Annotated in this window: 24 protein-coding genes; 13 read left to right on the top strand and 11 right to left on the bottom strand. The window is 70.8% G+C overall.

The window, feature by feature from the left end:
• Positions 1 to 97: 97 nt before the first annotated feature.
• From AC6JA9_RS16600 to AC6JA9_RS16565, 8 genes are all read right to left on the bottom strand, one after another.
• The gene (locus tag AC6JA9_RS16600) at positions 98 to 448 is read right to left on the bottom strand and encodes a helix-turn-helix domain-containing protein (RefSeq protein WP_141329836.1); all 351 of its coding nucleotides are present in this window, start codon (positions 446 to 448) and stop codon (positions 98 to 100) included.
• Positions 449 to 506: 58 nt separating this feature from the next.
• Positions 507 to 3,164 carry an LPS-assembly protein LptD gene (locus AC6JA9_RS16595; protein ID WP_497960103.1) on the bottom strand — a complete coding sequence of 886 codons (2,658 nt, stop codon included), beginning with the start codon at positions 3,162 to 3,164 and terminating at the stop codon, positions 507 to 509.
• Positions 3,165 to 3,210: 46 nt separating this feature from the next.
• Positions 3,211 to 4,572, bottom strand: coding sequence for an AMIN domain-containing protein (locus AC6JA9_RS16590; protein WP_497960102.1), 1,362 nt, complete (start codon positions 4,570 to 4,572; stop codon positions 3,211 to 3,213).
• Positions 4,573 to 4,662: 90 nt separating this feature from the next.
• Positions 4,663 to 5,937, bottom strand: coding sequence for an alpha/beta hydrolase (locus tag AC6JA9_RS16585; RefSeq protein ID WP_141329830.1), 1,275 nt, complete (start codon positions 5,935 to 5,937; stop codon positions 4,663 to 4,665).
• A gap of 174 nt (positions 5,938 to 6,111) precedes the next feature.
• Positions 6,112 to 7,395, bottom strand: a complete 1,284-nt coding sequence (locus AC6JA9_RS16580) for a bifunctional folylpolyglutamate synthase/dihydrofolate synthase (RefSeq protein ID WP_223746809.1) — start codon at positions 7,393 to 7,395, stop codon at positions 6,112 to 6,114.
• Between the two features lie 25 nt (positions 7,396 to 7,420).
• Positions 7,421 to 8,272, bottom strand: a complete 852-nt coding sequence (gene accD, locus AC6JA9_RS16575) for an acetyl-CoA carboxylase, carboxyltransferase subunit beta (protein ID WP_223746808.1) — start codon at positions 8,270 to 8,272, stop codon at positions 7,421 to 7,423.
• Between the two features lie 81 nt (positions 8,273 to 8,353).
• Positions 8,354 to 9,109, bottom strand: a complete 756-nt coding sequence (locus tag AC6JA9_RS16570; RefSeq protein ID WP_141329826.1) for an MBL fold metallo-hydrolase — start codon at positions 9,107 to 9,109, stop codon at positions 8,354 to 8,356.
• Between the two features lies 1 nt (position 9,110).
• Entirely contained in the window at positions 9,111 to 9,767 is a 657-nt protein-coding gene (locus AC6JA9_RS16565; protein WP_141329846.1) for a Crp/Fnr family transcriptional regulator, read from the bottom strand.
• 152 nt (positions 9,768 to 9,919) lie between these two features.
• Here AC6JA9_RS16565 and purM point away from each other — a divergent pair, with 152 nt between their 5' ends.
• The 3 genes from purM to AC6JA9_RS16550 are packed head-to-tail and all read left to right on the top strand — an operon-like array spanning position 9,920 to position 12,185.
• Positions 9,920 to 10,957: a phosphoribosylformylglycinamidine cyclo-ligase gene (gene purM, locus AC6JA9_RS16560; RefSeq protein ID WP_223746807.1), complete on the top strand. Its 1,038-nt coding sequence runs from the start codon at positions 9,920 to 9,922 to the stop codon at positions 10,955 to 10,957.
• On the top strand, positions 10,954 to 11,619 hold the full coding sequence (gene purN / locus AC6JA9_RS16555) for a phosphoribosylglycinamide formyltransferase (protein ID WP_223746806.1): 666 nt from the start codon (positions 10,954 to 10,956) through the stop codon (positions 11,617 to 11,619). Before purM ends, purN begins: the two co-directional genes overlap by 4 nt.
• Entirely contained in the window at positions 11,616 to 12,185 is a 570-nt protein-coding gene (locus AC6JA9_RS16550) for a 2-thiouracil desulfurase family protein (protein WP_497960099.1), read from the top strand. Before purN ends, AC6JA9_RS16550 begins: the two co-directional genes overlap by 4 nt.
• A gap of 228 nt (positions 12,186 to 12,413) precedes the next feature.
• On the opposite strand, the gene AC6JA9_RS16545 is transcribed toward AC6JA9_RS16550, so the two are convergent.
• On the bottom strand, positions 12,414 to 12,887 hold the full coding sequence (locus tag AC6JA9_RS16545) for a MarR family winged helix-turn-helix transcriptional regulator (RefSeq protein WP_223746804.1): 474 nt from the start codon (positions 12,885 to 12,887) through the stop codon (positions 12,414 to 12,416).
• Positions 12,888 to 12,982: 95 nt separating this feature from the next.
• On the opposite strand from AC6JA9_RS16545, the gene AC6JA9_RS16540 reads away from it, so the two are divergent.
• Entirely contained in the window at positions 12,983 to 13,792 is an 810-nt protein-coding gene (locus AC6JA9_RS16540) for an alpha/beta fold hydrolase (protein ID WP_497960098.1), read from the top strand.
• Between the two features lie 4 nt (positions 13,793 to 13,796).
• Here AC6JA9_RS16540 and AC6JA9_RS16535 read toward each other — a convergent pair whose 3' ends face one another.
• Complete coding sequence (locus AC6JA9_RS16535) at positions 13,797 to 14,876, bottom strand: enoyl-CoA hydratase/isomerase family protein (protein ID WP_497960097.1); 1,080 nt, start codon at positions 14,874 to 14,876, stop codon at positions 13,797 to 13,799.
• An 85-nt stretch (positions 14,877 to 14,961) separates the two neighbouring features.
• On the opposite strand from AC6JA9_RS16535, the gene AC6JA9_RS16530 reads away from it, so the two are divergent.
• The 6 genes from AC6JA9_RS16530 (at position 14,962) to AC6JA9_RS16505 (ending at position 20,897) form a co-directional block, all read left to right on the top strand.
• On the top strand, positions 14,962 to 15,648 hold the full coding sequence (locus AC6JA9_RS16530; protein ID WP_223746801.1) for an HAD family hydrolase: 687 nt from the start codon (positions 14,962 to 14,964) through the stop codon (positions 15,646 to 15,648).
• 76 nt (positions 15,649 to 15,724) lie between these two features.
• On the top strand, positions 15,725 to 17,248 hold the full coding sequence (locus tag AC6JA9_RS16525) for a phytoene desaturase family protein (RefSeq protein WP_408890821.1): 1,524 nt from the start codon (positions 15,725 to 15,727) through the stop codon (positions 17,246 to 17,248).
• A gap of 105 nt (positions 17,249 to 17,353) precedes the next feature.
• Positions 17,354 to 17,545, top strand: coding sequence for a 50S ribosomal protein L28 (gene rpmB / locus AC6JA9_RS16520; RefSeq protein ID WP_043403428.1), 192 nt, complete (start codon positions 17,354 to 17,356; stop codon positions 17,543 to 17,545).
• Between the two features lie 16 nt (positions 17,546 to 17,561).
• Entirely contained in the window at positions 17,562 to 18,536 is a 975-nt protein-coding gene (locus AC6JA9_RS16515) for an N-acetylmuramic acid 6-phosphate etherase (RefSeq protein WP_497960095.1), read from the top strand.
• Positions 18,537 to 18,546: 10 nt separating this feature from the next.
• Positions 18,547 to 19,701, top strand: coding sequence for an anhydro-N-acetylmuramic acid kinase (locus AC6JA9_RS16510; RefSeq protein ID WP_223746798.1), 1,155 nt, complete (start codon positions 18,547 to 18,549; stop codon positions 19,699 to 19,701).
• Complete coding sequence (locus AC6JA9_RS16505; RefSeq protein WP_141332904.1) at positions 19,698 to 20,897, top strand: GTP-binding protein; 1,200 nt, start codon at positions 19,698 to 19,700, stop codon at positions 20,895 to 20,897. Before AC6JA9_RS16510 ends, AC6JA9_RS16505 begins: the two co-directional genes overlap by 4 nt.
• 21 nt (positions 20,898 to 20,918) lie before the next feature.
• Here the strand turns inward: AC6JA9_RS16505 and AC6JA9_RS16500 are convergent, their stop codons facing one another.
• Complete coding sequence (locus tag AC6JA9_RS16500) at positions 20,919 to 22,004, bottom strand: DUF4388 domain-containing protein (protein WP_141332905.1); 1,086 nt, start codon at positions 22,002 to 22,004, stop codon at positions 20,919 to 20,921.
• A 32-nt stretch (positions 22,005 to 22,036) separates the two neighbouring features.
• Here AC6JA9_RS16500 and AC6JA9_RS16495 point away from each other — a divergent pair, with 32 nt between their 5' ends.
• The 3 genes from AC6JA9_RS16495 (at position 22,037) to AC6JA9_RS16485 (ending at position 25,921) form a co-directional block, all read left to right on the top strand.
• The gene (locus AC6JA9_RS16495; RefSeq protein WP_223746796.1) at positions 22,037 to 22,972 is read left to right on the top strand and encodes an alkaline phosphatase family protein; all 936 of its coding nucleotides are present in this window, start codon (positions 22,037 to 22,039) and stop codon (positions 22,970 to 22,972) included.
• Between the two features lie 20 nt (positions 22,973 to 22,992).
• Positions 22,993 to 23,919 (top strand): hypothetical protein, encoded by a 927-nt coding sequence (locus AC6JA9_RS16490; RefSeq protein ID WP_223746795.1) that lies wholly within the window; start codon positions 22,993 to 22,995, stop codon positions 23,917 to 23,919.
• A gap of 145 nt (positions 23,920 to 24,064) precedes the next feature.
• Positions 24,065 to 25,921: a hybrid sensor histidine kinase/response regulator gene (locus AC6JA9_RS16485; protein WP_497960093.1), complete on the top strand. Its 1,857-nt coding sequence runs from the start codon at positions 24,065 to 24,067 to the stop codon at positions 25,919 to 25,921.
• Positions 25,922 to 25,930: the final 9 nt, after the last annotated feature.

Raw genomic sequence — 25,930 nt, 5'->3', positions numbered from 1 at the left:
TCCGCCATCTTCCCGGTCTACCTACCGTCCAGTCAAGGACAGGACAGGAGGACCGAGGGGCCCCTTGCGTCCGGCCAGGGACCCCGAGGGGTGGGATTCAGGCGATGGTGCCGCTGAACATCACCCGGGCGACCCCGAGCAGGCGGTCCACGTCCCGTGCGGTGAGGCCCCGGGCGCGCGCGAAGTCAGACAGGGGACGCAGCAGGTCCTCCGTCTGGGCAAGGGTCTGCTCCGTTCCCGTGAACAACTCTCCCAGGCTGACGCCAAGGGCGTTGGCCAGGGCGGCGAGGGTCTCCACATGAGGGACACGCTCGCCGCGTTCGATCATGGAAAGGAAGGAGACGCTGATCTGAGCCCGCTCCGCGAGCTCTTCCTGCGTCCACCGCTCCGGCCTCTGCGTACGAAGCTCGCGGATGCGCTGGCCGATTCGTTTTCCGAGGTCCGACACGAAATACTTCTCCTGGCTGCTTGGGGGTTGTGGAACCACCATTCACCTTCGGTGATTCCTAGCCGCCCGAACCGAACGATCCCAACCCAGTGACGCTGAAATTCACACCGGAAAATTCCAGTCCGATATCACGTCTGAGGGTCACCACCCCTTCAATGCGCCAGCAATTACACGCTGGCCCATATGACACGCCCAGTGTCTGCTGGGCGAAGGGCTTCAACGCCTCTTGGTTTGTTGGATCCTGGTAGAGGGGCTGCACCAGGGCTTCGTACCGCACCCCGAGGCCAAATCCGAGCGTCAAACGCGTACCCGCGATGAGAGCCTGGGCCCGCTCGGCCGTGGGGAGGCCGGGCGTTTCTCGGGATACGCTGCCTACCAGGGCATCCAGGGGGCGGCGGATGGAATCCGGGCCCAGGGCGTTGGGGATTTCACCCCGGTCGATGGCCGCCTGGGCGGTGGTGAGGATGTCGTCGTAGCGCGCGTAGAGCGCCTGGCCCTTGCCGTTGTCGATGTTGAAGTCGCCGGTGATCTGGGTGACGCGCCCCGAGTTGGGGTCGAAGCGAACCATCCCACCGGCGGTGAGCATTCCCAGGCTCGTCGTCAGGCGCGCGAAGGTGTCACGGAGGATCGGCTCGGGATCTCCGAGCTTGTTCGCGGCGGGTGCGTAACGCGTCAGGTCGAACCCCTGGCCGATGCGCAGCCGCAGCGGCTCGCGGTAAGCGTTGCCCACCTTGACGCGCAGCGTCTGGTCCACGGCGAAGACGCCCTGGAGGAAGCCCCGCGTGCGGCCATCCAGGTCCAGGGGCACGGCGGCGTCGACCTCGTCGTAGGGCTGGGCGAACCCAGGCCCCCGCTGCGCGCCCGCGGACGGCACGTGGCCCCAGCCGCCCGGCACGTAGCGCAGCTCCAGCGAGGGCGCGAAGGAGTGCCGGTAGCGGTTCTTCTCCCCGTCCCACGTGCGCGTGAGCTGGGTGTCCACGAGCAGGCCCGCGATGGGGTAGCCGCGCTGCCACGTCCTGCCCGAGTACTCGCCGGCCCAGACGTCCTGGCGCACGCCCAGCGACGGCGTCACCCGCGCCACGTCGCCCAGGGGGATGGACGTGGCGAGCCGGGAGGTGAGGTCGATGCGATCTCTCGCCTCGCGGTCTCGTGTGTCGAAGAGGCCGTTGCCCTGCCCCGGGTCCACCGGGTACGTCGGGTCCGTGTAGTGGTAGCCCAGCGGGAGGTAGATGCCATCGCGGCGGAAGATGCCGTCGACGCCCTCGTCCCCGAACCCGCCCGTCATGGGGGCCAGGCGGGTGAACTCGGCGCGCAGCCCTCCGACGATGCCGCCGAACAGGGGGCGCTCCGGCAGCGCGTAGACGACGCCGGGCAGGCGCTGGAAGGTCACCGGCGAGGGCAGGTCCGGCCGCAGCGGGTCCACCTGGGACGGCACGCGGTTGTCCTGGAAGAAGCGATAGGGCCAGCGGATGTCCTGGCGCAGGGACACATCCAGACCCGCGTACGAGTCCTCCTGGCGGCGGAACACGGTGGCGGTGCTGCGCAGGTAGTCGAGGCCCTGGAGGATGACGTCGGCGGTGAGGTCGCGCGTGTAGTTGCCGTCCGACACGAACGACGCGTCCACCCGGTCGTACCAACCGGAGCCCAGGTCCTGGAAGTGCTGCCAGGACGCCTCGCCGCGCCAGCCCCGGGGCACGTCGACGTAGGTATAGGCGTCGGGCGCTCCTTCTGGGTACAGGTAGAAGTCACCAGTCCGAGGGTCTCGCAGAGGGCGGGAGTCGTGCAGCACGCCGAGCGACACCCGGCCTCGGGCCGTCTCGCTGGGCACATAACGGAACTCCGTGCGCAACCGCGGGCCCTTCACGCCAAACAGCCGAGGCTCCTGGGTTTCGAACCTGGCGCCCTCCGGCCCCCGCAGCACCGTCTGGTCCGACGAGCCGAAGAAGTAGCCCGGGGTGAAGGTCATGTCGTAGCTGCGCCCCAACGTGAGGAAGAACGGCTGCTCGAGGCTGAAGCCGCTCTGCCCCGAGAAGTTCGGGTTGGGGATGAGGAAGCCCGTGCGGCGCTCGGCCAGGGGCAGGTACACCCAGGGCAGCGCGAAGATGGGGACGGACTCCACGTACACCACGGGCCACGACAAGGTGGCGCGCTCGCCGAGGATGACGTTGGCGGACCGGGCCTCCATGCGCCAGGTGGGCTCCCCCGGGCCGCACTCGCACGGGGTGAAGGCCAGGTCGTCCACGGTGAAGGCGTTGGGCCCGGTACGGCGGATGCGGGTGCCGCTGAGGATGATGGGCGTCTCGCCCATGGAGCGCAGCTCCTCGGGCGTCTTCGCCGCGAGCATCGCCTCCTGGGTGACGCCCTTCTTCTGCATGAAGAGGCCGCCCTGGAGCGTGGCCTCGAAGGAGCGGATGTCCACCCTGACGTCATCCGCGACGGCCGCCATGCCGCCGGGGCCCACGAACATGACGTTGCCGGTGGCCGTGGCCACCTGGTTCGCCTCGTCGTAGGTCACCTCGTCCGAGCGCAGCAACATCTCGCCGGTGCGCAGCTCGCAGTGGCCGCGCGCGGTGAGGACCTGCTTGTCGGCCTCGTAGGTGAGGAAGTCGGCGGCCAGCTCCACCGTCTCGCCGGAGGGGAGCTGGACCTGGGTGGCGAGCGGAATCTGCGCCGAGGAGACCAGCAGCGCGGCGGCGAGCGGAACGAGGAGGCTCATTCAGGGGTGCAAGGTATGCCGCGCCACGGCCGCGCGGGGGCCCTTATCACCGAGCGGTGCGCTGAAAATCCAACGAAATGACGTTCCCGTCCTGCTGAGCCTGCACCGGAGCCTGCTGCCGCAGCTGCACGGTGACGCGCACGTTGCGGCCTTCCGCGTCCGCGTCCACCCGGGTGACGGGCGAGTTGAAGTAGGACGTGTCCAGCGGCCGGGTGTTGTTGCTCAGGTCGATGCGGCTGTTCTCCAGCTCCAGCACCACCGCGTTGCCCGTCTCGCTCACGCTGTAGCGCACCGGCTCGTTGGTCCGGATGAAGACGCGCGACACCCCACCCTGCTGCTGGAAGCCCACCAGCGTCATCGTCTTGCGACGCGAGGACACCTCGGCCGAACCGCCGCTCGACACCTCGCGGCGCTCCCGGGGCTGGGCCATGGCGACGCGCTCCTGCTGGCGGCGCTCACGCTCGGCGCGGGCCTCCTCCTCGCGCTGACGGCGGGCCTCGGCGGCCTCCTCCTTCGCGGCCTGGGCGGCGGCGCGCTTCTCCTCGGCGGCCGTCTTCGCGGCGGCGCGAGCGTCCTCTTGTTGACGCTTCTTCTCGTCGGCGGCGGCCTGGGCGGTGGCGCGGCGCTCATCGGCGGCGGCCTCGGCGGCGGCACGGGCCTCCTCCTCCTGGCGCTTCCTGTCGTCGGCGGCGGCCTTCGCGGAGGCCTGGGCCTCGGCCTCCTGGCGCTTCCTGTCGTCGGCGGCGGCCTGGGCGGCGCGCTGCTCCTCCTCGCGCTGGGCCGCGGCGCGGGCCTCGGCCTCCTGCTGGCGCTGGCGCTCGGCGTCGGCGTCCTGCTGGGCGCGGGCCGTGGCCTCGGCGGCGGCCTTCTCCTGGGCCTGGCGCTCGGCCTCGGCGCGAGCGGCGGCCTCGGCGGCGGCCTTCTCCTGGGCCTGGCGCTCGGCCTCGGCGCGAGCGGCGGCCTCGGCGGCGGAGCCATCCGTGGCGGGCTGGGTGGGCGCGGCCTGGGCCACGGCCTGACCCGCGCCTCCGACGACCTTGATGACGAGCTGGCTGTCGGTGGCCTGGATGTCGGTCTCCACCTCGCGCTCGAAGCCGATGAGCACGCGGGCGATGGCGGAGTCATCCGAGCCGTAGCTGGCGGTGCGGATGCCCGTCACCGTGCCATTGCCCACCTGCGTCTCCTCGGGGACTCCGTTGAAGACGGCCTCCGCGATGTCGATGACGAGCCGGGGCGGGTCGGTCATCGTGAAGGTGGTGAAGTTCGCCTTCTTCGAGCCGGAGATGGTCACCGTCCCGCCATTCACCTGCACGCTGGTGATGGTGTTCAGGTTCGCCGCCGGAGCCTGCGCGAGCGCCATGCAAGGCACGAGCACCACACCGAGCAGCCACACCGCTGAGGCCTTCATCGACCACTCCCCTTCACGTTGACAGTGGGCTCGGATGCTAGCACGCGCCCATCACCCTCCAACTTTCCAGCCACACCGCCGCGCGAAGGGCTAGCGCAGGCGAGGCAGGGACGGCGCGCGGTTGCGGTGCGTGCGCGCGTACTCGATGAGGTTCTTGATGTCGTAGCAGATCTGCCGGATGTCGTGCCCCATCGTCAGCTCGATGTGGCTGTTGCCCTTGACCGGCCGCCAGAGCAGGTACTCGCTCTTGGCCGCGCGATACACGCTCCGGGTGGACTCCACCGAGGCGAGCGGATCCATGTCCCCGAAGATGATGGCCATGGGGATGTGGATCTTCTCGAAGCCGCGCTTGAAGTCGTAGCCGGTGCGGTAGCAGACCATCTCCCCGCGGCGGATCCAGCGGGCGAACTGCTCGATGACCTTGCGAGGCTCGCGCTCGCCACCCTCGCGCAGGAGCCACCGGATGTCGTCGGCGCCCACGCGCTCCGGGTTGATGAGCCGGTTGAGCCGCGTGGTGAGCTGTTGATACAGCGGCGAGTCCTCCGCCTTGCCAATCTGCCGCTCGACGAACTTGAGGATGAGGTCCACGGGCACCGCGTCGAAGCGCAGCTTGCGGCGCTCCTCCGGCACCAGCTTGCGGCCCAGCTTCGCGTTGAACGCGCCCACGCCGCGCGACAGGAGCTTCTTGCCCAGGCCGTTGACGTCCCCGCCCAGGTTCACCCCCGCGAGCGTCATGTCGATCATCCCCGCGAGCATGGGCGCGCCGTGCGCGAGCATGCGCAGCGCCATGAAGCCCCGCCCCAGGTCCGCGGGCGAGCCGATGGTGATGAGGCCCTCGAAGTCGTCGTGGATGCCCGTATAGCCGTAGCCCAGCATCCCGCCCATGGAGTGGCCGCAGTAGAAGATGCGCTCGCGGCGGGTGATGCGCTTGACGCCCGACACGGCGGCCGGCAGGTCGTAGAGGAAATAGCTGTCCAGGTCCCAGCCGTAGTCCAGGTCCGGCGGCAGCGGGCGCTTGAAGCGCTCGGCGCGCTCCTTCTGGAAGGCGATGGAGCTCTTGCCGTGGCCGCGCAGCTCCAGGATGTGGATGTCCACGCCGAAGAAGAGCAGGTTCTTGACGAACTGGCCGCTCGTCCACGTGTGACGGTTCTGCGAGAAGCCATGCACCAGCAGCAGCGGCTCGCCGAACAGCGGCTGGGCGAACGGTTGCTTCACCGGACGGTAGCGCGTGATGACCAGCGACCAGCCGTCCGCCGTCTCCACCACGTACTTCGTCTTCGTGTAAAGCGCCCGGAAGTCGACTTCGTCGATGGACGGGATGGCGGGTCCCGTGGTGGTCGCGGCTCTCCAGTCCGGCAGGCGCATGCCTTGAATCTACGGCGGCTGATGCAACGCGCCAAGGATTCCCCCTCGGCCCGTGTGTCTTGCCCGTCCTGGACGCAAGGCCCATCCTGGAAGGTCACCCGCTGCAGGCGGGCCTCGGCGCGCCCTGCCCCGCTGCCCCAGGTCCCTGTCGGGAAGGTGGCGTGAGCCGACCCCTCAGGGAGTCCCCAGTCGCGCCCGCACCATGCCCACCAGGAACAGCGAGCCGGTGCACAGCACCAGTCCCTCCGGGCCCGCGCGCCGCCGGGCCTCCGCGAGCGCCGCGTCCACGTCCGGCCAGGCGGTGACGTCCGGCACCAGGGCGCGCGCCTCGTCGAGATAGGCCGTGGGTGGAAGCGAGCGGGACGTCTCCAGGGGCGTCAGCTGCACGGAGGCACACGCGGGGAAGAGGGCCCGCATCATCGGCCCCCGGTCCTTGTCCGCCACCACGCCGAAGACACAGTGGACCGGGCGCCCCGTGTACAGCGCGCGCAGGGACGCGAGCAGCACCTCCACCCCCGCCGGGTTGTGAGCGCCATCCAGGAGCACGACCGGTCGCTCGCCCACCTCCTCCAGCCGTCCAGGCCAGCGCGCCGAGCCGAGCCCCGCCTTCGCCTCCTCGCTCGAGACCGCCACGCCACGCGAGGACAGGCTCTCCAGGCAGGCCAGCGCCACCGCCGCGTTCTGGACCTGATGGGGGCCTCGAAGCGACACACGCAGCCGCTCCAGCCGCCACGCCACGCCCTGGTACGTGAGGCTCCCGTCAGGCTGCCGCCGCGCCTCGAAGTCCCGCCCCTCCACGACGAGGGGCACGCCGAGCACCCGCGCGCGGGCCTCGATGGCCTCCAGCGCCTCGGGGGCCTGCCGGGCGACGACGCAGGGCACGCCGGGCTTGAGGATTCCGGCCTTCTCGCCGGCGATCGCGGCCAGGGTGTTGCCCAGGTACTCCATGTGGTCGAACGAGACGGGGGTGATGGCCGTCACGGTGGAGGGCGCGGCGGTGGTCGCGTCCAGTCGGCCGCCCAGCCCCGTCTCCAACACGACGACGTCCACGCCCACGCGCGCGAAGTGCCACAGCGCCACGACGGTGCCGAACTCGAAGTACGTCATCGGCTCGGCGACGGCGGACGGGTAGCGCTCCAGCACGTCGAGGATGGCGCGGCCGAAGTCCTCGTCGGAGATGTCCTCGCCGCCCACGCGGATGCGCTCGTTGACGCGCACCAGGTGCGGGGACGTGTAGAGGCCCACGCGGTGGCCCGCGGCCTGGAGCGCGGTGGCGGCGAAGGCGCAGGTGCTGCCCTTGCCGTTGGTGCCGGCGACGTGCAGCACCGGATAGCGGCGCTCGGGGTGGCCCAGGGCCTCGAGCGCCTCGCTCACCCGCTCCAGCCCCAGCTTGATGCCGGAGGGGTTGAGCCGCGAGAGGAAGGCGAGTGCTTCCTCCGGTGTCCTGGGCGCGCTCATGAGGGATGCCGATGAGCGCGCGGGCTCAGCCCAGCAGGCCGAGGATCTGCCCCAGCCGGGCGCGCAGGTCCTTGCGGTTGACGATGTTGTCGATCATCCCGTGCTCCAGCAGGAACTCCGAGCGCTGGAAGCCCTCGGGCAGCTTCTGGCGGATGGTCTGCTCGATGACGCGCGGACCGGCGAAGCCGATGAGCGCCTTGGGCTCGGCGAGGATGACGTCCCCCAACCAGGAGAACGAGGCCGCCACGCCGCCCGTCGTCGGGTGCAGCAGCACGGAGATGTAGGGCTTGTTGCCAGTGCGGAAGCGGGCGATGGCCGCGGACGTCTTCGCCATCTGCATCAGCGAGAAGATGCCCTCCTGCATGCGCGCGCCGCCGGACGCCGAGAAGATGAGCGCGGAGCACTTCAGGTCATGCGCGCGCTCGAAGGTCCTCGCCACCTTCTCGCCCACCACCGAGCCCATGGAGCCGCCCATGAACTCGAAGACGAACGCGCCCACGGACACCGGGTGCCCGCCGATACGGCCCACACCGGAGATGAACGCGTCGTTCTCCTCCAGGCTCTTGCGCGTGGTCTTCAGCCGGTCCTTGTACTTCTTCGAGTCACTGAACCCGAGCGGGTCCTGCGGCTCCAGCTCCTTGTCGAACTCCTCGAAGCTGTCCGGATCCAACAGCGTCGCCAGCCGCGCGCGCGCGTTCCAGGGGTGGTGGTGGTCGCAGTGCGGACACACCATCCAGTTCTTCTCCAGCTCCTGCCGGTAGATGATTTCGTCGCAGCTCTCGCACTTGGCCCACAGGCCCTCCATGCGAGACGGTCCGGGCTCGGGCTGCTGCTGGGTGTCGACGGCGATGCGCGGCTTCTTCGAAAACCAGGCCATGAGAACGGCGGGGGTTAATCCGCCCGTCCTCGCCCGTCAACCGTTCCGTGTGGCGCGATGCGTCGCCGCCCGGGGGACGGGCTAGAACTCGAACACGTCGTTGAGCTCCAGCACCTCCACCGGCATGCTCGCCAGCTCCTTCTTGAGCTGGGCCACGAAGGCCGGCTTGAGGTGGTAGAGCATCACCGAGGCCCCGTTGCGCTCGAACTTGCGCAGCTCCAGCCCCAGGGTGTGGGGCGTCAGGTGGCCGGAGATGTCGGCCAGCGACTGGAGGGCGTTGGGGAAGGAGGTCTCCAGGAGGAGGGCCTTGAGGTTCTTCGTCTCGTTCAGGGCCTTCCAGAGCTTGTCGGTGGGCCCGGTGTCCCCGCTCATGGCGAGCGTGCTCTTGCCGTTGGAGATGATGAAGCCGCAGGACTCCACGGGGTGGCTCACCGGGACGCTGCGCACGGTGTAGGGCCCCACCTGGAAGGTGCCGCCGGCGCGGAAGGTCTGGATGCGCAGGACGGGGTTGGCCTTGGTCGGGATGCGGGTGAAGTCCGGCCACAGGGCGTTGTTGAACATGTTCTCGCGCAGGGCCTTGGCACACTCGCGGGAGGCGTGGATGGTGACGGGCTTGTCCCGGCGACCGATGACCAGGTCCGCCATCAGCGGCAGGTCCTTCACGTGGTCGAAGTGGCTGTGGCCCACGAGCACGTGGTCCACCCGGCACAGCTCGTCCAACGAGAGCGTCCCCGTCAGGGCGCCCGCATCGAGCGCCAGCACGTCATCGACGAGGAAGCACGTGCTCTTGCACGTGGGGAGCTCGCCACCGTGGCAGCCGAGGACGCGGAGCTTCACGCTAGAGGTCTCCGAACTTCCACTTCATCTCCAGGTATTGGAGGAAGTCGTGGAGTCTGGCCGTGTCATACACGGTGACTCGGTCACCACTGCGTGAGATGAGGCCCGCGCGGACCAGCCGGTCCAGCACGTTGCGCACCGCGGGCTCGCCCACGCCAATCTGCCGGGGCATCTCGCGGACGACGAAGTCGATGTCCGTCCCCGTCCCCTCATCCGAGGGGCGGCCGCGCGACTGGGCGGTCTGGATGAGCTGGTGCACCACCCGGCTGGCCGGATCATTGTGCAGCAGGTTCTCGATCTGGGCGTCCGCCTCCGACAGCCGCTCGGCCAGCTTCTTGATCATCCGGACGGCGATCTCCGCGTTGCCGCGGATCATCGCCTCGAACGTCTTGGGGTCGATGACCAGCAGCCGGGCGTCCTCGTTGACCACCGCGGACGCGTTGCGCGGCTTGTTGGAGATGATGGCCATCTCCCCGAAGAACTCACCGGGCCCCAGCACGGCCAGGACCTTCTCCACGTCGCGCACGCGCTTGGAGATGGAGACCTTGCCCGCCTGGATGACGAACATCTCCCGGCCCGCCTCTCCCTCACGGAAGAGTTCGGTGCCCTTTGGGAATTCCTTGCCGAAACGTTGAAAGAGGGTTTCCTCGGCGCCCATCCTGCGAGGAGTCAATCAGCCCCTCCCCCCCTGGTCAAATTACCTTTTGTACGGAGCGGTGGGACACACCGTGCGTCCGGGCTCGCCGCAAACCCGACACCGGGGTTTCGGAGTCCGAGACAACCGGCGCGGGGGTGGATAGAAGGCCGCCCGTGGGAACGACCTACAAAGACTCCGGAGTGGACATCGAGGCCGGCGACGCGTTTGTCGACCGAATCAAGCCCTACGCCGCGCGCACGATGCGTCCGGAGGTCGTCGCGGGAGTCGGCGGCTTCGGGGGGCTGTTCGCGCTGCCGCCCGGCAAGTACCGCGAGCCGGTGCTGGTGGCGGGCACGGACGGGGTGGGCACCAAGCTGAAGGTGGCCTTCACCGCGGGCCGGCACGGCACGGTGGGCATCGACCTGGTGGCGATGTCGGTGAACGACATCCTCACGTGCGGCGCGGAGCCGCTGTTCTTCCTGGACTACTTCGCCACGGGCCGCCTGGAGGTGGACGCGGCGGCGGAGGTGGTGAAGGGAATCGCCCAGGGCTGCGAGCAGGCCGGGTGCACGCTGCTCGGCGGCGAGACGGCGGAGATGCCGGGCTTCTACGCGCGGGGCGAGTACGACCTGGCGGGCTTCTGCGTCGGCGTGGTGGAGCGCTCGGCCATCATCGACGGCAAGAGCGTGAAGCCCGGGGACGCGCTCATCGGGTTGACGTCGTCGGGGCTGCACAGCAACGGCTACTCGCTGGCGCGCAAGGTGCTGCTGGAGAACGCGAAGCTCGCGCTGGACGCGACGCCCGAGGGGCTGGGCCGCTCGTTGGGTGACGCGCTGCTGGAGCCCACGCGCATCTACGTGAAGGACGCGCTGGCGCTGACGCAGGCGGTGAAGGTGAAGGGCATGGCGCACATCACCGGCAGCGGCATCCCGGGCAACCTGCCCCGGTGCCTGCCGGACGGGACGCGCGCGGTGCTGAGCGAGAAGTCCTGGGTGAAGCCGCCCATCTTCGACCTCATCGCGAAGCTGGGGAGCGTGGCGCGCGACGAGATGTTCAGCACGTTCAACATGGGCCTGGGCCTCATCGTGGTGGTGGCGCAGGAGGACGTGGCGCAGGCGCTCGAGGTGCTGCGCGCGCGGGGCGTGGAGGCGTCCGAGGTGGGCCGGGTGGAGGCGGGCTCGGGCGAGGCCACGGCGGTCATCGAGCCATGAGCACAGCGCGGGTCCGGCTGGGCGTGCTCGTCAGCGGCGGAGGGAGCAACCTGCAGGCGTTGCTCGACGCGTGCGCGCGCGAGGACTTCCCGGCTGAGGTGGCCTGCGTGGTGTCGAACGTGCCCACGGCCCATGCGCTGGAGCGGGCGCGGGCCGCGGGCGTCCCGGCGGTGGTGGTGGACCACAAGGCGCATGCGAGCAAGGCCGCGTTCGAGGCGGCGATTCTCGAGGCGCTGGGCGCGGCGGGCGTGCAGTGGGTGTGCCTGGCGGGGTTCATGCGGCTGCTCAGCGCGGACTTCCTGGGGCGGTTCGCCGGGAGGGTGCTGAACATCCACCCTTCCCTGCTGCCGTCGTTCCCCGGGCTGCATGCGCAGCGGCAGGCGCTGGAGCGGGGCGTGAAGGTGGCCGGGTGCACGGTGCACTTCGTGGACGCGGGCACGGACACGGGGCCCATCATCGGACAGGCGGCGGTGCCGGTGCTGCCGGAGGATGACGAGAAGAGCCTGAGCGCGCGCATCCTCGTCGAGGAGCATCGGCTGTATCCGTTGGCCGTGCGGCTCGCGGTGACGGGACAGGTGACGCTGGACGGCGGGAGGACCCGCGTGGCGGCGGCGCCGAGCACGGGCGAGCTGGCCCTGCGCAGTCCTGGGGCGACGACGTGAAGCGTGAGGACGCGCGGGCCGGTACGGGTCTCGCCTCCTCGGTGGAGGGTGACGCCGACGGTTGTCACGTACGTGCGCGCGCGATACCGCCGCAGGAAGCGCGCCGCGCGGCCCTTCGCGAGGCCCCCGTGGTGCTGGTGAGCGCGTGCCTCCTGGGCGAAGCGTGCCGCTACGACGGCCGCTCGCAGCGCTCGGAGCGAGTGCTCGCGGCCCTCGAGGGCAAGGCGGTCGTGCCCATCTGTCCCGAGGTCGCCTCGGGGCTCCCCATCCCTCGTCCTCCCGTCGACCTGCGAGGCGGCACGGGCGTCGACGTCTGGGCGGGACAGGCTCGCGCGGTGGAACGCGAGGCGCGAACGGACCGCACCGAGGACTTCCAGCGGGGAGCCCAGCTCGCGCTCGAGGCCGCGCGACGCTTCGACGTGACGGTCGCGCTGCTCAAGGAGAAGAGCCCCTCCTGCGGGAGCCAGCGCGTCTACGAGTCCGGAGTGCTGCGCTCGGGGGAAGGCATCACCACGGCCCTGCTTCGCGCCGAGGACATCACCGTCGTCAGCGACGAAGAGCTGTAGCCAGCAACCTCCGGGGGGCACCCACCGGCTTCACTGGCGAGGCTCGCGCCACCGAAGCCCGGCTGCGCGCCCTCACATCGCCTGACGAGGCGCGGCTGTCGGCTCCGTGCGCATCCCGACGCCGAAACTGGCCCAGCGGGTCCGCGCCACCGACGTCGGCAACGAAGCCCTCTCGTTCGCCGCCGCCAGGCATCACGGCCCCCATTCACGAGGAGCAAGCCACGCGCCTCAATCCTGCGCCTTGAGCACCTCGAGCAGCCGGGTCAACAGCCCGTGCAGCTCCCGCGTCTCCTCCGCGCCCAGGCGCTTCGCCACGCGTCGGTCGATCTCCACCAGCTTCGTCGTCCCGTGCCGCATGGCCGCGATGCCCTTCTCCGTCAGGAGGACCCGCCTCGCGCGGGCGTCATCGGGGTCCGGTTCAATCCGCACCGCGCCGAACTCCGCGAGCTCCGCGATGACGGGCTGCACCGCCTGCTTCGTCACCCCCAGGCTGCGCGCGAGCTCGGTGATTCGCACGCCGTCCGGATTCTCCAGGTACGGGAGGATGCGCGCGTGCACCTCGCGCATCATGGGATAGCCGGCCTCGCTGTTGACCGCCTGCATCCCCAACTCGTTGAACAACTGCCCACATCGGATGAGCACGTAACCCAGGCTGCTGGCCTGAAGCTTCTTCACGTCCTCGAGCGCGTCCTTCCTCTTCATCCAGTCAAGTGTACTTGACTTTATTGGTCAAGAACCATTGACTATCCGCCATGCAAGTTCCCGCATGGGTCGACCGAGAGGCGTTTCCCTTCAGCGTGCGTGAGGTGGCAGGACTGTCCGTGGTGGACGAGGGCCAGGGGCCGCCCATCGTCTTCGTGCACGGAACGCCCACCTGGTCCTTCGAGTGGCGCGCGCTCATCCGCGCCTTCTCCGCCACGCACCGCTGTATCGCGGTGGACCACCTGGGCTTCGGCCTGTCGCCCCGGCCTCCGGACGCGGACTACTCGCCCGAGGCCCACGCGCGCCGCTTCGCCGCGCTCATCGAGGCGCTGAACCTGCCCCGCTTCACCCTGGTGGCCCACGACTTCGGCGGCCCCATCTCGCTCGACTTCGCGCTCTCCCATCCGGAGCGCATCGAGCGCATGGTGCTCATCAACACCATCGCCTGGCCCTTCATCGACGAGCCCTCGCTCGCCCGGGGCGCGCGAATGGCAGGGGGCGGGCTCTTCCGCTGGCTGTACCGGAACCTGAACCTGTCCTTCATCATCGCCAAGTCGGCCTGGGGCAAGGGCCCGCGTCCCGCGAAGGTGTGGAACCAGTACACCTCCGCGTTCCCGGACGCCGGCTCGCGCGAGCGCGTGCTCTGGGCCCTCGCCAAGAGCCTCAGCGCCTCCACGCCCTTCTTCCAGTCCCTCTGGGAGCGGCGTGAGCGGTTCGCGAAGACGCCCATCCACTTCATCTGGGGCCTGCGTGACGCGGCCTTCCCGCCCGTGGTCCTCGAGCGGTTCCGGAAGGCCTGGCCCCACGCCACCGTGGACACGCTCCCCGACGCGGGCCACTGGCCCCACGAAGAGGCCCCCGAGGCCTGCATCGACTTCCTGAAGCAGGCCCTGGAGCGGGCTTGAGCGCTCAGCTTCGCGACAGCACCAGCTCATCCCCCTCCGGGGACGCGAAGCACGTCTCCACGTCCGCCTCGGAGACGTCGCCCAGCGTTCCCGGGTGCCAGCGCGGCTTGTGGTCCTTGTCCACCAGCACCGCGCGGATGCCCTCGCGGAAGTCGGCCCGCGCCGTCATGGCCTGGCTCAGCCGGTACTCCACCGACAGCATCTCGTCATAGTCGCGCGTGCGGCCCATGCGCAGCTGACGCAGCGTCACCTTCAGGCTCGTGGGGCACATGCGCACGAGCGTGGCCCACGTCTCCTGCGCCCACGCCGTCCCTTCCGCCTCCAGCGCCTGCTGGATGTCCTCCACCCGCTCCGCCGCGAAGCACCGGTCCATCGCCACGTGCTGCGTGGCCAGCACCGACGTCCCCGCGTCCGCGTGGAAGTCCTTCAGCACCCGCTCCACCACCGCGCTCGCCAGGCCCTCGCCCCACTGCGCGCCCACCAGCGCCTCCAGCACCGTCTCCAGCCGCGCCGACTCCACGAAGTGCGTCCCGTACCCGAGCCACATCGCGTCCGCCGCGCCGCACCGCGCGCCCGTCAGGCCCAGGTACGTCCCCGACTCGCCCGGGAAGCGCGGCAGGAACCAGCCGCCGCCCACGTCCGGGAACAGGCCAATCCCCGTCTCCGGCATCGCCAGCACCAGCTTCTCGGTGACGACGCGGTACGCCCCATGGATGGACAGGCCCAGCCCGCCACCCATGCAGATGCCGTCCACGAGCGAGATGTACGGCTTGCCGAAGTGGTGGATGAGGTGGTTCAGCGTGTACTCGGCGCGGAAGAACTCCCGCGACAATCGCTCCGCGCCGGCCGGTCGGGGCTCCGCCTGGGAAGCCGCCACGGCGCGCACGTCCCCACCCGCGCAGAAGGCCCGCCCGCCCGCTCCCCGGACGACCACGGCCTTCACCGCGGGGTCCGCACGCCAGGCCTCCAGCTGGGGCAGCAGCCGCCGGCACATCTCCAGATTCAACGCATTGAGCGCCTTGGGCCGGTCCAACGTCACCACCCCCACCGCGCCTCGCATCTCTGTCCGCACGCCGTCGCTCATGTGAGGCCCGAATATCAGTCCTCCCGAGCAGGCGCGCACGATTCGGCCGCTCGCGGGTCCCCAGCCGCGCTATGGGTGGGAAACCATGACACCTTCCGACGCGCCCCTCCGAGCCGCCGTCTTCGACATGGACGGCACCCTCGTCGACAACATGGTGTTCCACAACCAGGCGTGGGTGGCGCTCGCGCGCAAGCTCGGCCTGTCGCTCACCGCCGAGGACTTCCAGACGCGCTTCGCGGGCCGGAAGAACGAAGAAATCCTCCCCGAGCTCCTCGGCCGCGCCCTGGACGCGGAGGAGCTCCAGCGCCTGGCCGACGAGAAGGAGGGCCACTACCGCACCCTCTACCGGCCCCACCTGCGGCTGCACCGCGGCGCGGAGGCGCTCCTGTCCCGACTGCGCGCGGCGGGCATCCCCATGGCCATCGCCACCGCCGCGCCGGAAGGCAACCGCGCGCTGGTCATCGACGGCCTGGGCCTGCGCCCCGTCTTCCAGCGCATCGTCGGCGCCGAGGAGGTCTCCCGGGGCAAGCCCTTCCCGGACATCTTCCTGGCCGCCGCGCGCGGGCTGGGCGTGGACCCTTCCGAGTGCCTCGCCTTCGAGGACGCCATCCTCGGCGTCATGTCCGCCCGGGACGCGGGCATGCCGGTGGTGGGCATCACCACCACGACGACGGCCGTCCAGCTGCGCCAGGCCGGCGCCCTCTGGACGCTCCCGGACTTCACCACCTTCCCGCCCGAGCTGGAGGCCCGCCTCTTCGGCGCGGGAGGCTGAGGGCTCCGAGCACCCACCCTCTTGCCTCGTCAAAAGGGAGCCAGCCGGGAGGACGTTGTGTAGTGTTGCGCGCCGCATGACGTCCGCAGCCAAACTCAAGCTTCCCTCGGGCCCGTCGCGGCACGTGTACGACGTCATCGTGCTGGGCAGCCAGCTCGGTGGCGCGCTCGCCGCGGCGCTGCTGGCCAAGCGCAGCCACCGCGTCCTCTGGGTCGAGCACGACGGCATGGGCCCGGGCTACGAGCACGGCGGCTACGTGCTCCCCTACGCGCCCTTCGTCGCGCCCCCGCTCAAGGCCATGCCCGCGGTGGAGGAGGCCCTCACCGAGCTGGGCCTCACCACCACCGTGCAGCGCGCGCTGCGCCCCCACACGCCCGAGCTCCAGCTGGTCCTGCCCAGGAACCGCATGGACCTGCACGCCGACGCCGCCCGCCGCAAGGCCGAGGTGACGCGCGAGCTGGGCGAAGAGGGCGAGGCGCTCCTGGGCGCCCTGGCCGGAACCACCGCCCAGCACGAGGCGAGCGATGCCTTCTTCAAGGCCCAGCCCGCCCTGCCCCCGGACGGGTTCTTCGAGGGCTGGGGGCTCAAGAAGCTCATCAAGGCCCACCCCGGCCTGGAGAGCGCGCCCCGGCTGACCTCGGACACCCCCGCGGCCGCGTTGCTCCGCGGGCTGCGCCCCTTCATCAACCACCTGGACAAGCCCGAGTCGCCCCTGGCGCTCACCCGGCCCCTGTCCCAGGTGCTGTCGGCCCCCTCCTCCTTCCAGGGCGGCCACGACGGCCTGCGAGAGCTGCTCACGCGGCGCCTGGCGGAGCTGGGCGGAGACGTGCTCGGCCGAGACAGCCCCTCGGGCTTCATCGTCGATGAGCTGTCCTTCGACGGCAGCAAGTTCGCGGGCGTGAAGCTGGTGCGCTCGGACACGCTCTACCGCGCCTCCTGCCTCGTCGCCGCCACCGACTCCGGCGCGCTGCGCAGGCTGGTGACGGACAAGAAGCACCACCGCGGCCTGCTCGAGCACCTGGACCAGTCCACCACGAAGTCCCTGCTCTTCACCGTCAACTGGGTGGTGCCCGAGTCCGCGCTCCCCCGGGGCATGGGGGAGCTGACGCTCGTGGACACGCAGGACGCGGAGCTGGGCCCCATGCTGCTGCAGCTCCACCCGGCGCGCACCACCGCCTCGGGCGGCAAGGAGGGCAAGGACGTGGAGGGCGTGCGCGTGGTCTGCGCCGGCGTCTTCGTCCCGGCGTCCGCGCGGGAGCTGGGCGACGAGCACCTGCAGGGGCTGGCCGTGCGCATCGACGCGCAGCTCGACGCGCTGATGCCCTTCACCGCGCCCCATCGCATGCTTCGCTCGGTCCCCTACCTGGACGCCAGCGGCTCCCGAGGGACGCGGCTGATGCCCCATCCCCTCTACAGCTTCGAGTCGGAAGCCTTCCTGGGCGTCACCGGTTTGCCCCAGCGCACCCCGGTGAAGAACCTGCTGCTCGCGGGCCGCGAGGTGCTCCCGGGCCTGGGCCTGGAGGGCGAGCTGCTCGCGGGCGTCCGGGCCGCCAGGCTCGTTCAGGACATGTTGAAGAAGAAGGATCCGCTCAAGGGCTGATCCAAAACGGCTGAAAGGCTGGATTTCCAAGCGGCTTTCTGGCAGGTTCCGCCGCTCTTTAATCGGCAGGCGTCCAACGCCCCAGTTTTCAAGGAGTTAGAGGTCATGGCGTGGAAGTGTGACATCTGTGGCAAGCGTCCGCTCGTCGGCAACAACGTCAGCCACGCGAACAACAAGACCAAGAAGCGGACCCTCCCGAACCTCCAGAAGATTCGGGCCAGCGTCGAGGGTCGCACGGAGCGCGTTCTGGCCTGCACCCGCTGCATCAAAGCGGGCAAGGTGACCAAGGCAGCTTGAAGTCTGGCGCTCGGGGGTGGGTTCCTCTCGCGCTTCATTCACGAAACTCCCTCCCACCGAGCGGCTTCACCCCCGCGCGGACGGCCTGGATCTGCTTTCTCTCGGGTCGGTCGTCCGCCGGTTACATGACGAGGACGTTGTCGCCGTCCGTGCGGTTCGCCCCGCGCTGCCCGCTGTCGCCCGAGCCGCGACCGCCGTCGTGGCCGCGTTGCGGGCGGGCGGACGGCTCCTCTACATCGGCGCTGGCACGAGTGGACGTCTCGGCGTCCTCGACGCCAGCGAGTGTCCTCCGACCTTCGGCAGCGCCCCCACCCAGGTCCAGGCCCGCATCGCGGGTGGACGCCGGGCGATGACGCACGCCGTGGAGGGCGCCGAGGACGACGTCGAGGCGGGCGTCCGGGACGTGGCGGACTTCGCCGCGAGCCCCCGGGATGTCGTCTGCGGCATCTCCGCGAGTGCTGCCACTCCCTATGTCCGCGGCGCGCTGCGCGAGGCGAAGCGGCGAGGCGCCCACACGGTGCTGGTGTGTTGCAACCCGCCTGGCACTCGCGCGGACGTGGACACGCTGGTGCTGGCGCGCACGGGGCCGGAGCTGGTGGCGGGCTCCACGCGGCTGAAGGCCGGCACTGCGACGAAGCTCCTCCTGAATGCCATCACCACCGCGGCCTTCGTGGCGCTGGGCCGGGTGTACCGGGGACGGATGGTGGGCATGCGCCCCGTCAACGCGAAGCTGCGGGCCCGCGCCGCGCGCATGGTGGCCGAGCTGACCGGGCTTCCCGGCGAGGACGCGGAGGCGCTGCTCGCGAAGGCCCGGGGCGAGGTGCGGGTCGCGGTGGCCATGGCCTTCACGGGCCTGGGCGCCCGGGAGGCCCGGAAGCGTCTGGAGGAGAACGGCTTGCGCGCGCTCGGCCGCTCCGGACGTAAGGGCGAGCACGCATCGGCCGCCCGCCTGCCCGCTCCCCGAAAGCGGCGTGTGGGGACCGGGCCTTAGACTTGGAGGCATGCGCCTTCCGCCTCCCCTCTCCGATTCCGAGCGCCCGCGCCTGTGCATCGGGCTTTTGTCCGGCACCAGCGCGGACGCGGTGGAGGCCGCGCTGTGCGAGGTGACTGGAACGGGCGGCGGCGCTCGGCTGCGGCTGTTGTCCCACGTCTCGGCGCCCTTCCCTCCGGACGTGGTGGCGCGGATGCTGGGGCCCCAGGACGCGCACTCGCTCAGCCGGCTCGACTTCGAGCTGGGGGAGTACTTCGCCCGCGCCGCGCTCCAGGTGATGGAGCAGGCGGGCGTGGCGCGCTCGGACGTGGCCGCCATCGGCTCCCACGGCCAGACGATGGCCCACCATCCCCCGGGCACCACCGAGGTGCCCTCCACCCTGCAGATCGGCGAGCCGTCCGTCATCGCCGAGCTGACGGGCCTGCCCGTCGTCAGCGACTTCCGCACCCGGGACGTGGCCGCCGGGGGCCATGGCGCGCCGCTGGTGCCCTACTTCGACTGGGTGGCCTTCCGCGGTCTCCAGGCCCCTCGCGCGCTCCAGAACCTGGGCGGCATCGCCAACGTGTCCGTCGTCGGGCCGCGCCTGGACGACACCTTCGCGTTCGACACCGGCCCCGGGAACATGGTGCTGGACGGCCTGGCCCGGCGCGCGACGCACAACCGGCTGGCGTGTGACCTGGACGGGACGCTCTCCGGCCAGGGCCGGGTGATTCCGGAGCTGCTCGAGGAGCTGCTCACCGACGACTTCCTCGCCCGACCGCCTCCGAAGAGCACGGGACGTGAGCGCTACGGAGACGCACTGGTGGAGCGGCTCTGGACGATTCACCCGGACCGGGCGAATGACCTGCTGGCCACCGCGTTGGAGCTCACCGTGGAGAGCACCGCGCGCGCCTACGAAACCTGGGTTTTTCCCCGAGCGCCGGACCTGGAGGCGATGTACGTCTCCGGGGGCGGTACACGGAATCCCCGGTTGATGGCGCGGCTCGAAGCGCGACTGGCTCCCCTCCCCGTGCGCCGGCTTGATAGCCTTGGATTTCCAGAAGGCGCGAAGGAAGCGGCCTTGTTCGCCCTGCTGGCCGCCGAGTACCTCGTGGGAACCCCCGCGAATGTCCCGTCCGCAACTGGCGCGAAGCGTCGAGTCGTTCTAGGAAAGCTGACACCGTGAGCAGCGTGAACCTGATGGCCCGCGAGGTGGCCGCCAAAATCGTCTTCTACGGACCTGGCTTGTCCGGGAAGACGACCTCGCTGCGGAAGATCTACGAAACCGTCCGGCCCGCGCACCGGGGCGAGATGATGTCCATCGCCACCGAGGGGGACCGGACCCTCTTCTTCGACTTCCTCCCCGTGAAGGTGGAGCGCGTCGGGGACTGCTCGGTGCGGCTGGCGCTGTACACCGTGCCCGGCCAGGTCTTCTACAACGCGACCCGGAAGCTGGTGCTCCAGGGAGCCGACGGCGTCGTCTTCGTGGCGGACTCGCAGCCGGAGGCCATGGACGCCAACCGCGAGTCGCTGGCGAACCTGGAGGAGAACCTCTTCGAGCACGGCATCCGGTTGGACCGCTTCCCGCTGGTGATGCAGTGGAACAAGCGCGACCTGGACCACGTGCTGCCCGTGGAGCAGCTGCGCCAGGAGCTCAACCCGCGCGGCGTGCCCGACTTCGAGACCGCGGCCACCAACGGCCGGGGCGTGCTCGACACGCTCAAGGCGATCACCCGGCTGGTCATCAAGGACCTGCGCGCCAAGCGCATCGTCCCGCCGCCGCGCCCCGTGGCGCCCGCCGGCGGCGCTCAGCCCGCGGGCCTGGAGGCCCAGCTCGCCCAGCACCTGCAGCACCGCCAGCCCCCGTCCGCGCCCCCCGTGGCGATGTCCGGCGGCCACGCTCCCGCGATGGCGGTGATCCCCAACACGCCCGTGCCGCATCGGCCGTCGGGCTCGTTCCCCGCCATCGCCCCTCCGCCCCGCGTGGAGCCGGTGACGCCGCCGCCCGTGGCGCCCGCCGTCATGGCTCCGGCCGTGGTGGCCCAGCCCGCGGGCCCCAAGCTGCTGGGCGCCGCGAGCGCGCTGGCGCCGGGGGACTTGTTCGACCACGCGCGCGCCGCCGAGGCCGCGTTCATGGCGGGCAACTACTCCACCTGCGTCACCGCGTGCACGGACGCCATCCGGCGCGCGCTCGCGTACGCGGGCGAGGGCACGCTGGCGCAGCAGGCGTTCCTGCTGCGCATGGATGGCGCGGACCTGCTGCGCGTGCAGGGCCTCTCCACCCAGTCGCACCTGCGCGTGGACGACGCGGCCTTCGCGCTCTACGTGCTGATGCAGTCCTTCGCGCGGCTCAACGCGGTGGGCCTGCCCGCGTCGGAGTAGGCCGCGCCCCGCCGCCCCTCTTCAGCGAGGGGCGGTGAGCTGGAGCAGCCCCATCCGGAGCAGCTTCGCCAGCGTCTTGAGCGTCTCCAGCTCCCGCGAGGGGCTGGCCAGGACGATGGTGGACACGTCCCACGTCCCGCTCACCAGGCCGGCTATCTGCCGCTCCTCGGGCTTGAGCAACGCCATGCCCTGCGGGTCGTGCACGACGACGGGAATCAGGAGCGGCGGCATGTCCGAGTAGAGTGCGGCCACGTGCTCGCGCTGCACCAGCCGGGCGAACTCGCGCACACGCCGGTCCGCGGGGTCGCTCGCGAGCAGGGACGCGCAGACGATGCCCGCCGCGTCGTACTGGCCCTCGCGCATCAGCACCGCGCCCTTCTCCAGCATCTCCGCCACCGGGTCCGCCTCCACCTGCGGCGCGCCCTCCACCTCCACCAGCTTCGAGCGCAAGAGCTCGTACACCCGCCGCGTCACCGACGAGCGCGACACGCCCATCGACAGGCGCAGCCGCCCCAGGTTCTGCGGCGTGGCGCACAGCCCCAGGATGATTCGGTGCATCAGCGGCTGGCTGGGGCTCGGCGGCGCCAGCGCGCGCACGCTGAGCGCGTCGATGGGCAGCGCCTTGTCCACGTCCGGCTGCTCATCCACCCAGCGCAAGGACTCGAAGAGCAGCTCGCGGATGCCCATGTCCGACGGCACCCAGTCCTCGCCCGAGCGGTCCGCGTCCTCCGTCCAGTGGAACGTGCCGCGCCCTGCAATCGTCAAGTCCGTCATCGCCGCGAACAGCTCCTCGCGCCCCAGGTCGCGAATCCACCGGGCCTGGATGCCGTGCACATCGAAGGCGGCGTCCACGTCGGGCGTGCGCGACAGCTCATCGAAGGCGGCGAGCACCTTGGTGCCAGAGGCCAGCTTCGCCAGCGCGAGCAGCCGGGCCACGCGGCCGCGAAGCCCCTCGGAGGCGGTGGCCCCCACCTGGCCGGAGAGCAGGAAGAGCTTCCGCTCGCCGGCCTCCCAGGAGAGCTGGAGCGTGCCCGTCTTGCGGGAGCTGTCCAACCATTGAAGGAACTCGGGAAGCGGGTAGCTGAAGAGGTCGCCGTGGAGGGCCATGCGGTATGCGTTCGAGGATACAGTCACGAGCCGTGCGCGTCGCGCTCCTCTTCATCGATGGCGTGGGCATCGGCCGGAAGGACCCGGCCATCAACCCGCTCGCCCACCGCGAGCACCTGCTTTCCCGCTTCCAGGACGCCCCCAGCCCCCCGTTGCCCGACGGCGGCCTGTGTATCCCGGTGGACACGACCTTCGGTGTGTCGGGTCGGCCCCAGTCCGCTTCCAACCAGACGGCCATCCTCACCGGAGAGCCCGCACCCGCGCTGCTCGGCCAGCATGTGCTGGGCTATCCCAACGCCGCCCTGCGCGCGCTGCTCGCCGAGCGCTCCATCGTCAAGCGCCTGCGCGTCGCTGGCCGCGAGGCCACGTTCGCCACCGCCTACCCCGCCGCGTACCTGGACGCGCTCGGGGTCCCCCGGCGCCCCACCACCTCGCCCCCGGAGTTCACCCCGCCCCCCGAGGCCCGCCGCCGCATGAAGCCCTCCGCCGCCAAGCTGGCCTTCGCCGCGGGCGACGTGCCGCTGCGCACGCTGGAGGACGCACGCGCGGCGGACGGCCTCACGCCCGACATCACCGGCGCCCACGCGCGCGCCTTCGGACTGCCCGCGCCCGAGCGCACGCCCGAGCAGGCCGCGGACATCTTCTGGCGCGTGGCGATGGGCGCGGACTTCACCTACTTCGAGCACTACCTCGCGGACGAGGCCGGACACGCCCAGGACTTCACCGCCGCCCACACCGCGCTGGACACCTTCGACGCCTTCCTGCGCGCCGTGCTCGCCACGCGCCCCGCCGACGCGCGCCTCATGGTGTGCAGCGACCACGGCAACGTGGAGGACCTGTCCACGCGCGGACACACGCTCCACCCCGTCCCCGTGCTCTACTTCGGGCCTCCATCGCCGGAGGTGGAGGCGCTCTCCACCGTCGCCGACGTGGGACGCACGGTGATGCGCTGGCTGGCAGTGGAGTGACGCTCGTGACGAGGGGATGGATGCGCGGACAGGGACGAGCGGGCCTCTTCGTCGTGGGGGCGGCCCTCATGGCCATGCTCGCCGGATGTCAGGCCCCGCGCCGCAGCACGGTGGACATCTCCCCCGCCGCCGCGCCGGGCGCCCTCGCGAAGACCACGGCCCTGCCCACCTCCAGCGGCGCGCGAATCACCCTCGAGTTCCAGCCGCGCGACACCGCCGCCGCGGACCAGGTGCGGCTGGCCGTCGAGCGCGCCCTGCCCCGGATGGCGCGCTGGGGCACGTTCGATGACTCGGTCTCCATCATCATCCACCCCAACCACGCCGCCCTGGAGCGCGCCGCCAACCGCCCCAACCACGACTTCCTCAGGGCGTGGGCCCGCTACGAGCAGATTGAACTGCAGAGCCCGCGCACGTGGACGCTCCTGGGCGCCAGCCAATCCCAGGTGGACGAGCTGCTCCTGCACGAGCTCACCCACAGCCTGATGTACCAGGTGGCCTCGGACCGGCTGGGCTGGACGCGCAAGCGCATCCCCCTGTGGTTCCGCGAGGGCATGGCCTCGTACACCGCCGAGCAGGGCTACCGCACCGCGTCCCTGGAGGACCTGGCCCGCTACTACGGCCTCCATCCCCAGGCGGACCCGCTGGCCCAGGCGGACTCGCTCTACCGACGCGAGAGCGACATCGTCTACAGCGCCGCCCACCACGCCTTCACCTTCCTGGTGCGCCGCTACGGCGAGCCCGTGGCCCGGGGCGTCCTGCGCGTCATGAGCCAGGGCCCCGACTTCCCGGAGGCCTTCGCCCAGGCCGTGGGCCTGTCCCAGGAGGCCTTCCTCCGGGACTTCCGCCGCTACGTCCAATGGCGCGGCTTCAAGGGCGGCCGCCTGCTCCGCCCCTACTCCTTCCCCACCCCGGACCACCTCACGCTCCCGCCCCCTCCCTCCCTCTGAGCCCGCATCACCACCTTTCGCCCGGTTGAAGTTTTCAAAACTGCACACTGGATGCAGATAACAAACCAGTGGCACTATTCCGGCGCGACTGAAATCCACGTGACGGGTTGGGGAAGCCCGTGCGGGGAGTGTGGAGGGGGTATCGATGACGGAGCCGCCGCGGAACAGCCCGGAGCTGTCCGCCGATGCAGCGGACTCGAGGACCTTGCTGGAGCGACTCCAGCGGTCCGCCGACGTCCTGGAGAACCTCAGCGAGACGCGGGCCCCGGAGCAGTCCGAGGGCACGTCGGCGGCGTTGCGGCAGGAGGCCGCGGCGCTGCGGCGCATGCGTGGGGAGCTGGGGCTCTTGCTCAAGAGCTGGTCGCTGCTCACGGACACGTCCCAGAAGCTGCTCAACCTGCCTCCGGACGAGCTGGAGTCGGGGGTGCGCGCGGCGCTGGAGGTGCTGGGGCGGAACATCGACGCGCAGCGTGGCTACGTCACCCTGCTGTCGGATGACGGCGAGCACCTGTCGGAGGCGTATGAGTGGTTCTCGCCCGGCATGAAGGCCCATGGGCTCGCGCAGCACCGAGGGCGCTCGCTGGTGGGCTTCCCCTGGTCGCTGGATGAGCTGCGCGCGGGGCGCATGGTGACGGTGACGGACGCGGGCCGGCTGCCGCCCGAGTCCGTCGAGGAGAAGCGCGTCTGTGCGCTGCTGGGCGTGCGCTCGTACATCACCGCGCCGCTGCTGCTCGCGGGGCGGCTGCTCGGGTGGATGGGCTTCGACTCGGTGGACGCCGCGCGTGAGTGGACGCCCGAGGAGCGGCACCTGATGCGACTGACGGCCCACGTGGTGGTCAGCGCGGTGGACCGCAAGCGCCGGGACGCGCAGCTGTTGCAGGAGAAGGAGCGCGAGCAGCGCGCGCAGTCGCTGGGCATCCTCGCGGCGGGGCTGGCGCACGAGATCAACAACCCGCTGGCGTACGCGACGGGCAACCTGGAGTACCTGCGCGAGCGGCTGCCCGACGTCAGCGAGCCGACGGACGCGGAGTGCCTTCAAGTCCTGGACGAGGCGCTCGAGGGCACGCTGCGCATCCAGCGCATCGTCGCGGACCTCAAGGCGCTGTCCTCCACGCAGGTGGAGGCCACGGAGCCGGTGGACCTCAAGGCCGTCACCGAGAGCACGCTGCGGATGGCGGCCAACCAGCTCCGCCACAAGGCGCAGGTGGTGAGGGACTACGGCGAGGACGAGCCTCGGGTCCGGGGCACGTCGACGAAGCTGGGCCAGGTGCTGCTCAACCTGGTGCTCAACGCGGCGCACGCCATCCCCGAGGGCCACGTCTCCGAGCATCGCATCACCGTGAGCCTGCGCACCGACGCCACCGAGGTGCGGCTCGCCGTCTCCGACACGGGCTGCGGAATCGCTCCAGACGTCCTGCCGCGCATCTTCGACCCGCTCTTCACCACGCGCCGCGCGGGTGAGGGCATGGGCATGGGGCTGGCCATCTGCCGCGACATCGTCACGGCGCTGGGAGGACGCATCGACGTGCGCAGCGAGCCCGGGCGAGGCACCACGGTGGAGGTCACCCTGCCGCGCGCCGAGGCCCCCGTGCCGCTCGCCCCGAGCCTCCAGTCCCTCGCCCGCTCCGAGGGCCGACGGGTGCTGGTGGTGGACGATGAGCCGCGCGTGCTGGACCTGATGCGGCGCTTGTTGCGCGGCCACGAGCTGGTCACCGTGCCGGATGGACGCGCGGCACTGGCGCGACTGCGCGGGGACAGCGCCTTCGACGTCATCCTGTGCGACTTGATGATGCCGGAGCTGACGGGTGTGGACGTGTACCAGGCGGTCCGCGACTCCTGGCCGGGCCTGCACGAGCGCATCGTCTTCATCAGCGGCGGCGCCTTCACGCCGGAGACCAAGCGCTTCCTCCAGGAAGTGAAGAACCCGGTGCTCGCCAAGCCCTTCGATGCCCGGCACCTGCGCGACGCGGTGATGGCCGTGGCCCTCCCCCCTCGGGACTGAGGGCCTGGG

Source organism: Myxococcus sp. MH1 (genome assembly GCF_059738865.1).
The sequence above is the reverse complement of the archived record's forward strand: the minus strand, read 5'-3'. Positions and strand labels throughout refer to the sequence as shown.

Coding starts and splice junctions, on each gene's coding strand:
- AC6JA9_RS16595 (WP_497960103.1), bottom strand. CDS start 3,164: ATGAGCCTCCTCGTTCCGCTCGCCGCCGCGCTGCTGGTCTCCTCGGCG.
- AC6JA9_RS16590 (WP_497960102.1), bottom strand. CDS start 4,572: ATGAAGGCCTCAGCGGTGTGGCTGCTCGGTGTGGTGCTCGTGCCTTGC.
- AC6JA9_RS16585 (WP_141329830.1), bottom strand. CDS start 5,937: ATGCGCCTGCCGGACTGGAGAGCCGCGACCACCACGGGACCCGCCATC.
- AC6JA9_RS16580 (WP_223746809.1), bottom strand. CDS start 7,395: ATGAGCGCGCCCAGGACACCGGAGGAAGCACTCGCCTTCCTCTCGCGG.
- accD (WP_223746808.1), bottom strand. CDS start 8,272: ATGGCCTGGTTTTCGAAGAAGCCGCGCATCGCCGTCGACACCCAGCAG.
- AC6JA9_RS16565 (WP_141329846.1), bottom strand. CDS start 9,767: ATGGGCGCCGAGGAAACCCTCTTTCAACGTTTCGGCAAGGAATTCCCA.
- purN (WP_223746806.1), top strand. CDS start 10,954: ATGAGCACAGCGCGGGTCCGGCTGGGCGTGCTCGTCAGCGGCGGAGGG.
- AC6JA9_RS16545 (WP_223746804.1), bottom strand. CDS start 12,887: ATGAAGAGGAAGGACGCGCTCGAGGACGTGAAGAAGCTTCAGGCCAGC.
- AC6JA9_RS16535 (WP_497960097.1), bottom strand. CDS start 14,876: ATGAGCGACGGCGTGCGGACAGAGATGCGAGGCGCGGTGGGGGTGGTG.
- AC6JA9_RS16530 (WP_223746801.1), top strand. CDS start 14,962: ATGACACCTTCCGACGCGCCCCTCCGAGCCGCCGTCTTCGACATGGAC.
- AC6JA9_RS16525 (WP_408890821.1), top strand. CDS start 15,725: ATGACGTCCGCAGCCAAACTCAAGCTTCCCTCGGGCCCGTCGCGGCAC.
- rpmB (WP_043403428.1), top strand. CDS start 17,354: ATGGCGTGGAAGTGTGACATCTGTGGCAAGCGTCCGCTCGTCGGCAAC.
- AC6JA9_RS16510 (WP_223746798.1), top strand. CDS start 18,547: ATGCGCCTTCCGCCTCCCCTCTCCGATTCCGAGCGCCCGCGCCTGTGC.
- AC6JA9_RS16500 (WP_141332905.1), bottom strand. CDS start 22,004: ATGGCCCTCCACGGCGACCTCTTCAGCTACCCGCTTCCCGAGTTCCTT.
- AC6JA9_RS16490 (WP_223746795.1), top strand. CDS start 22,993: ATGCGCGGACAGGGACGAGCGGGCCTCTTCGTCGTGGGGGCGGCCCTC.
- AC6JA9_RS16485 (WP_497960093.1), top strand. CDS start 24,065: ATGACGGAGCCGCCGCGGAACAGCCCGGAGCTGTCCGCCGATGCAGCG.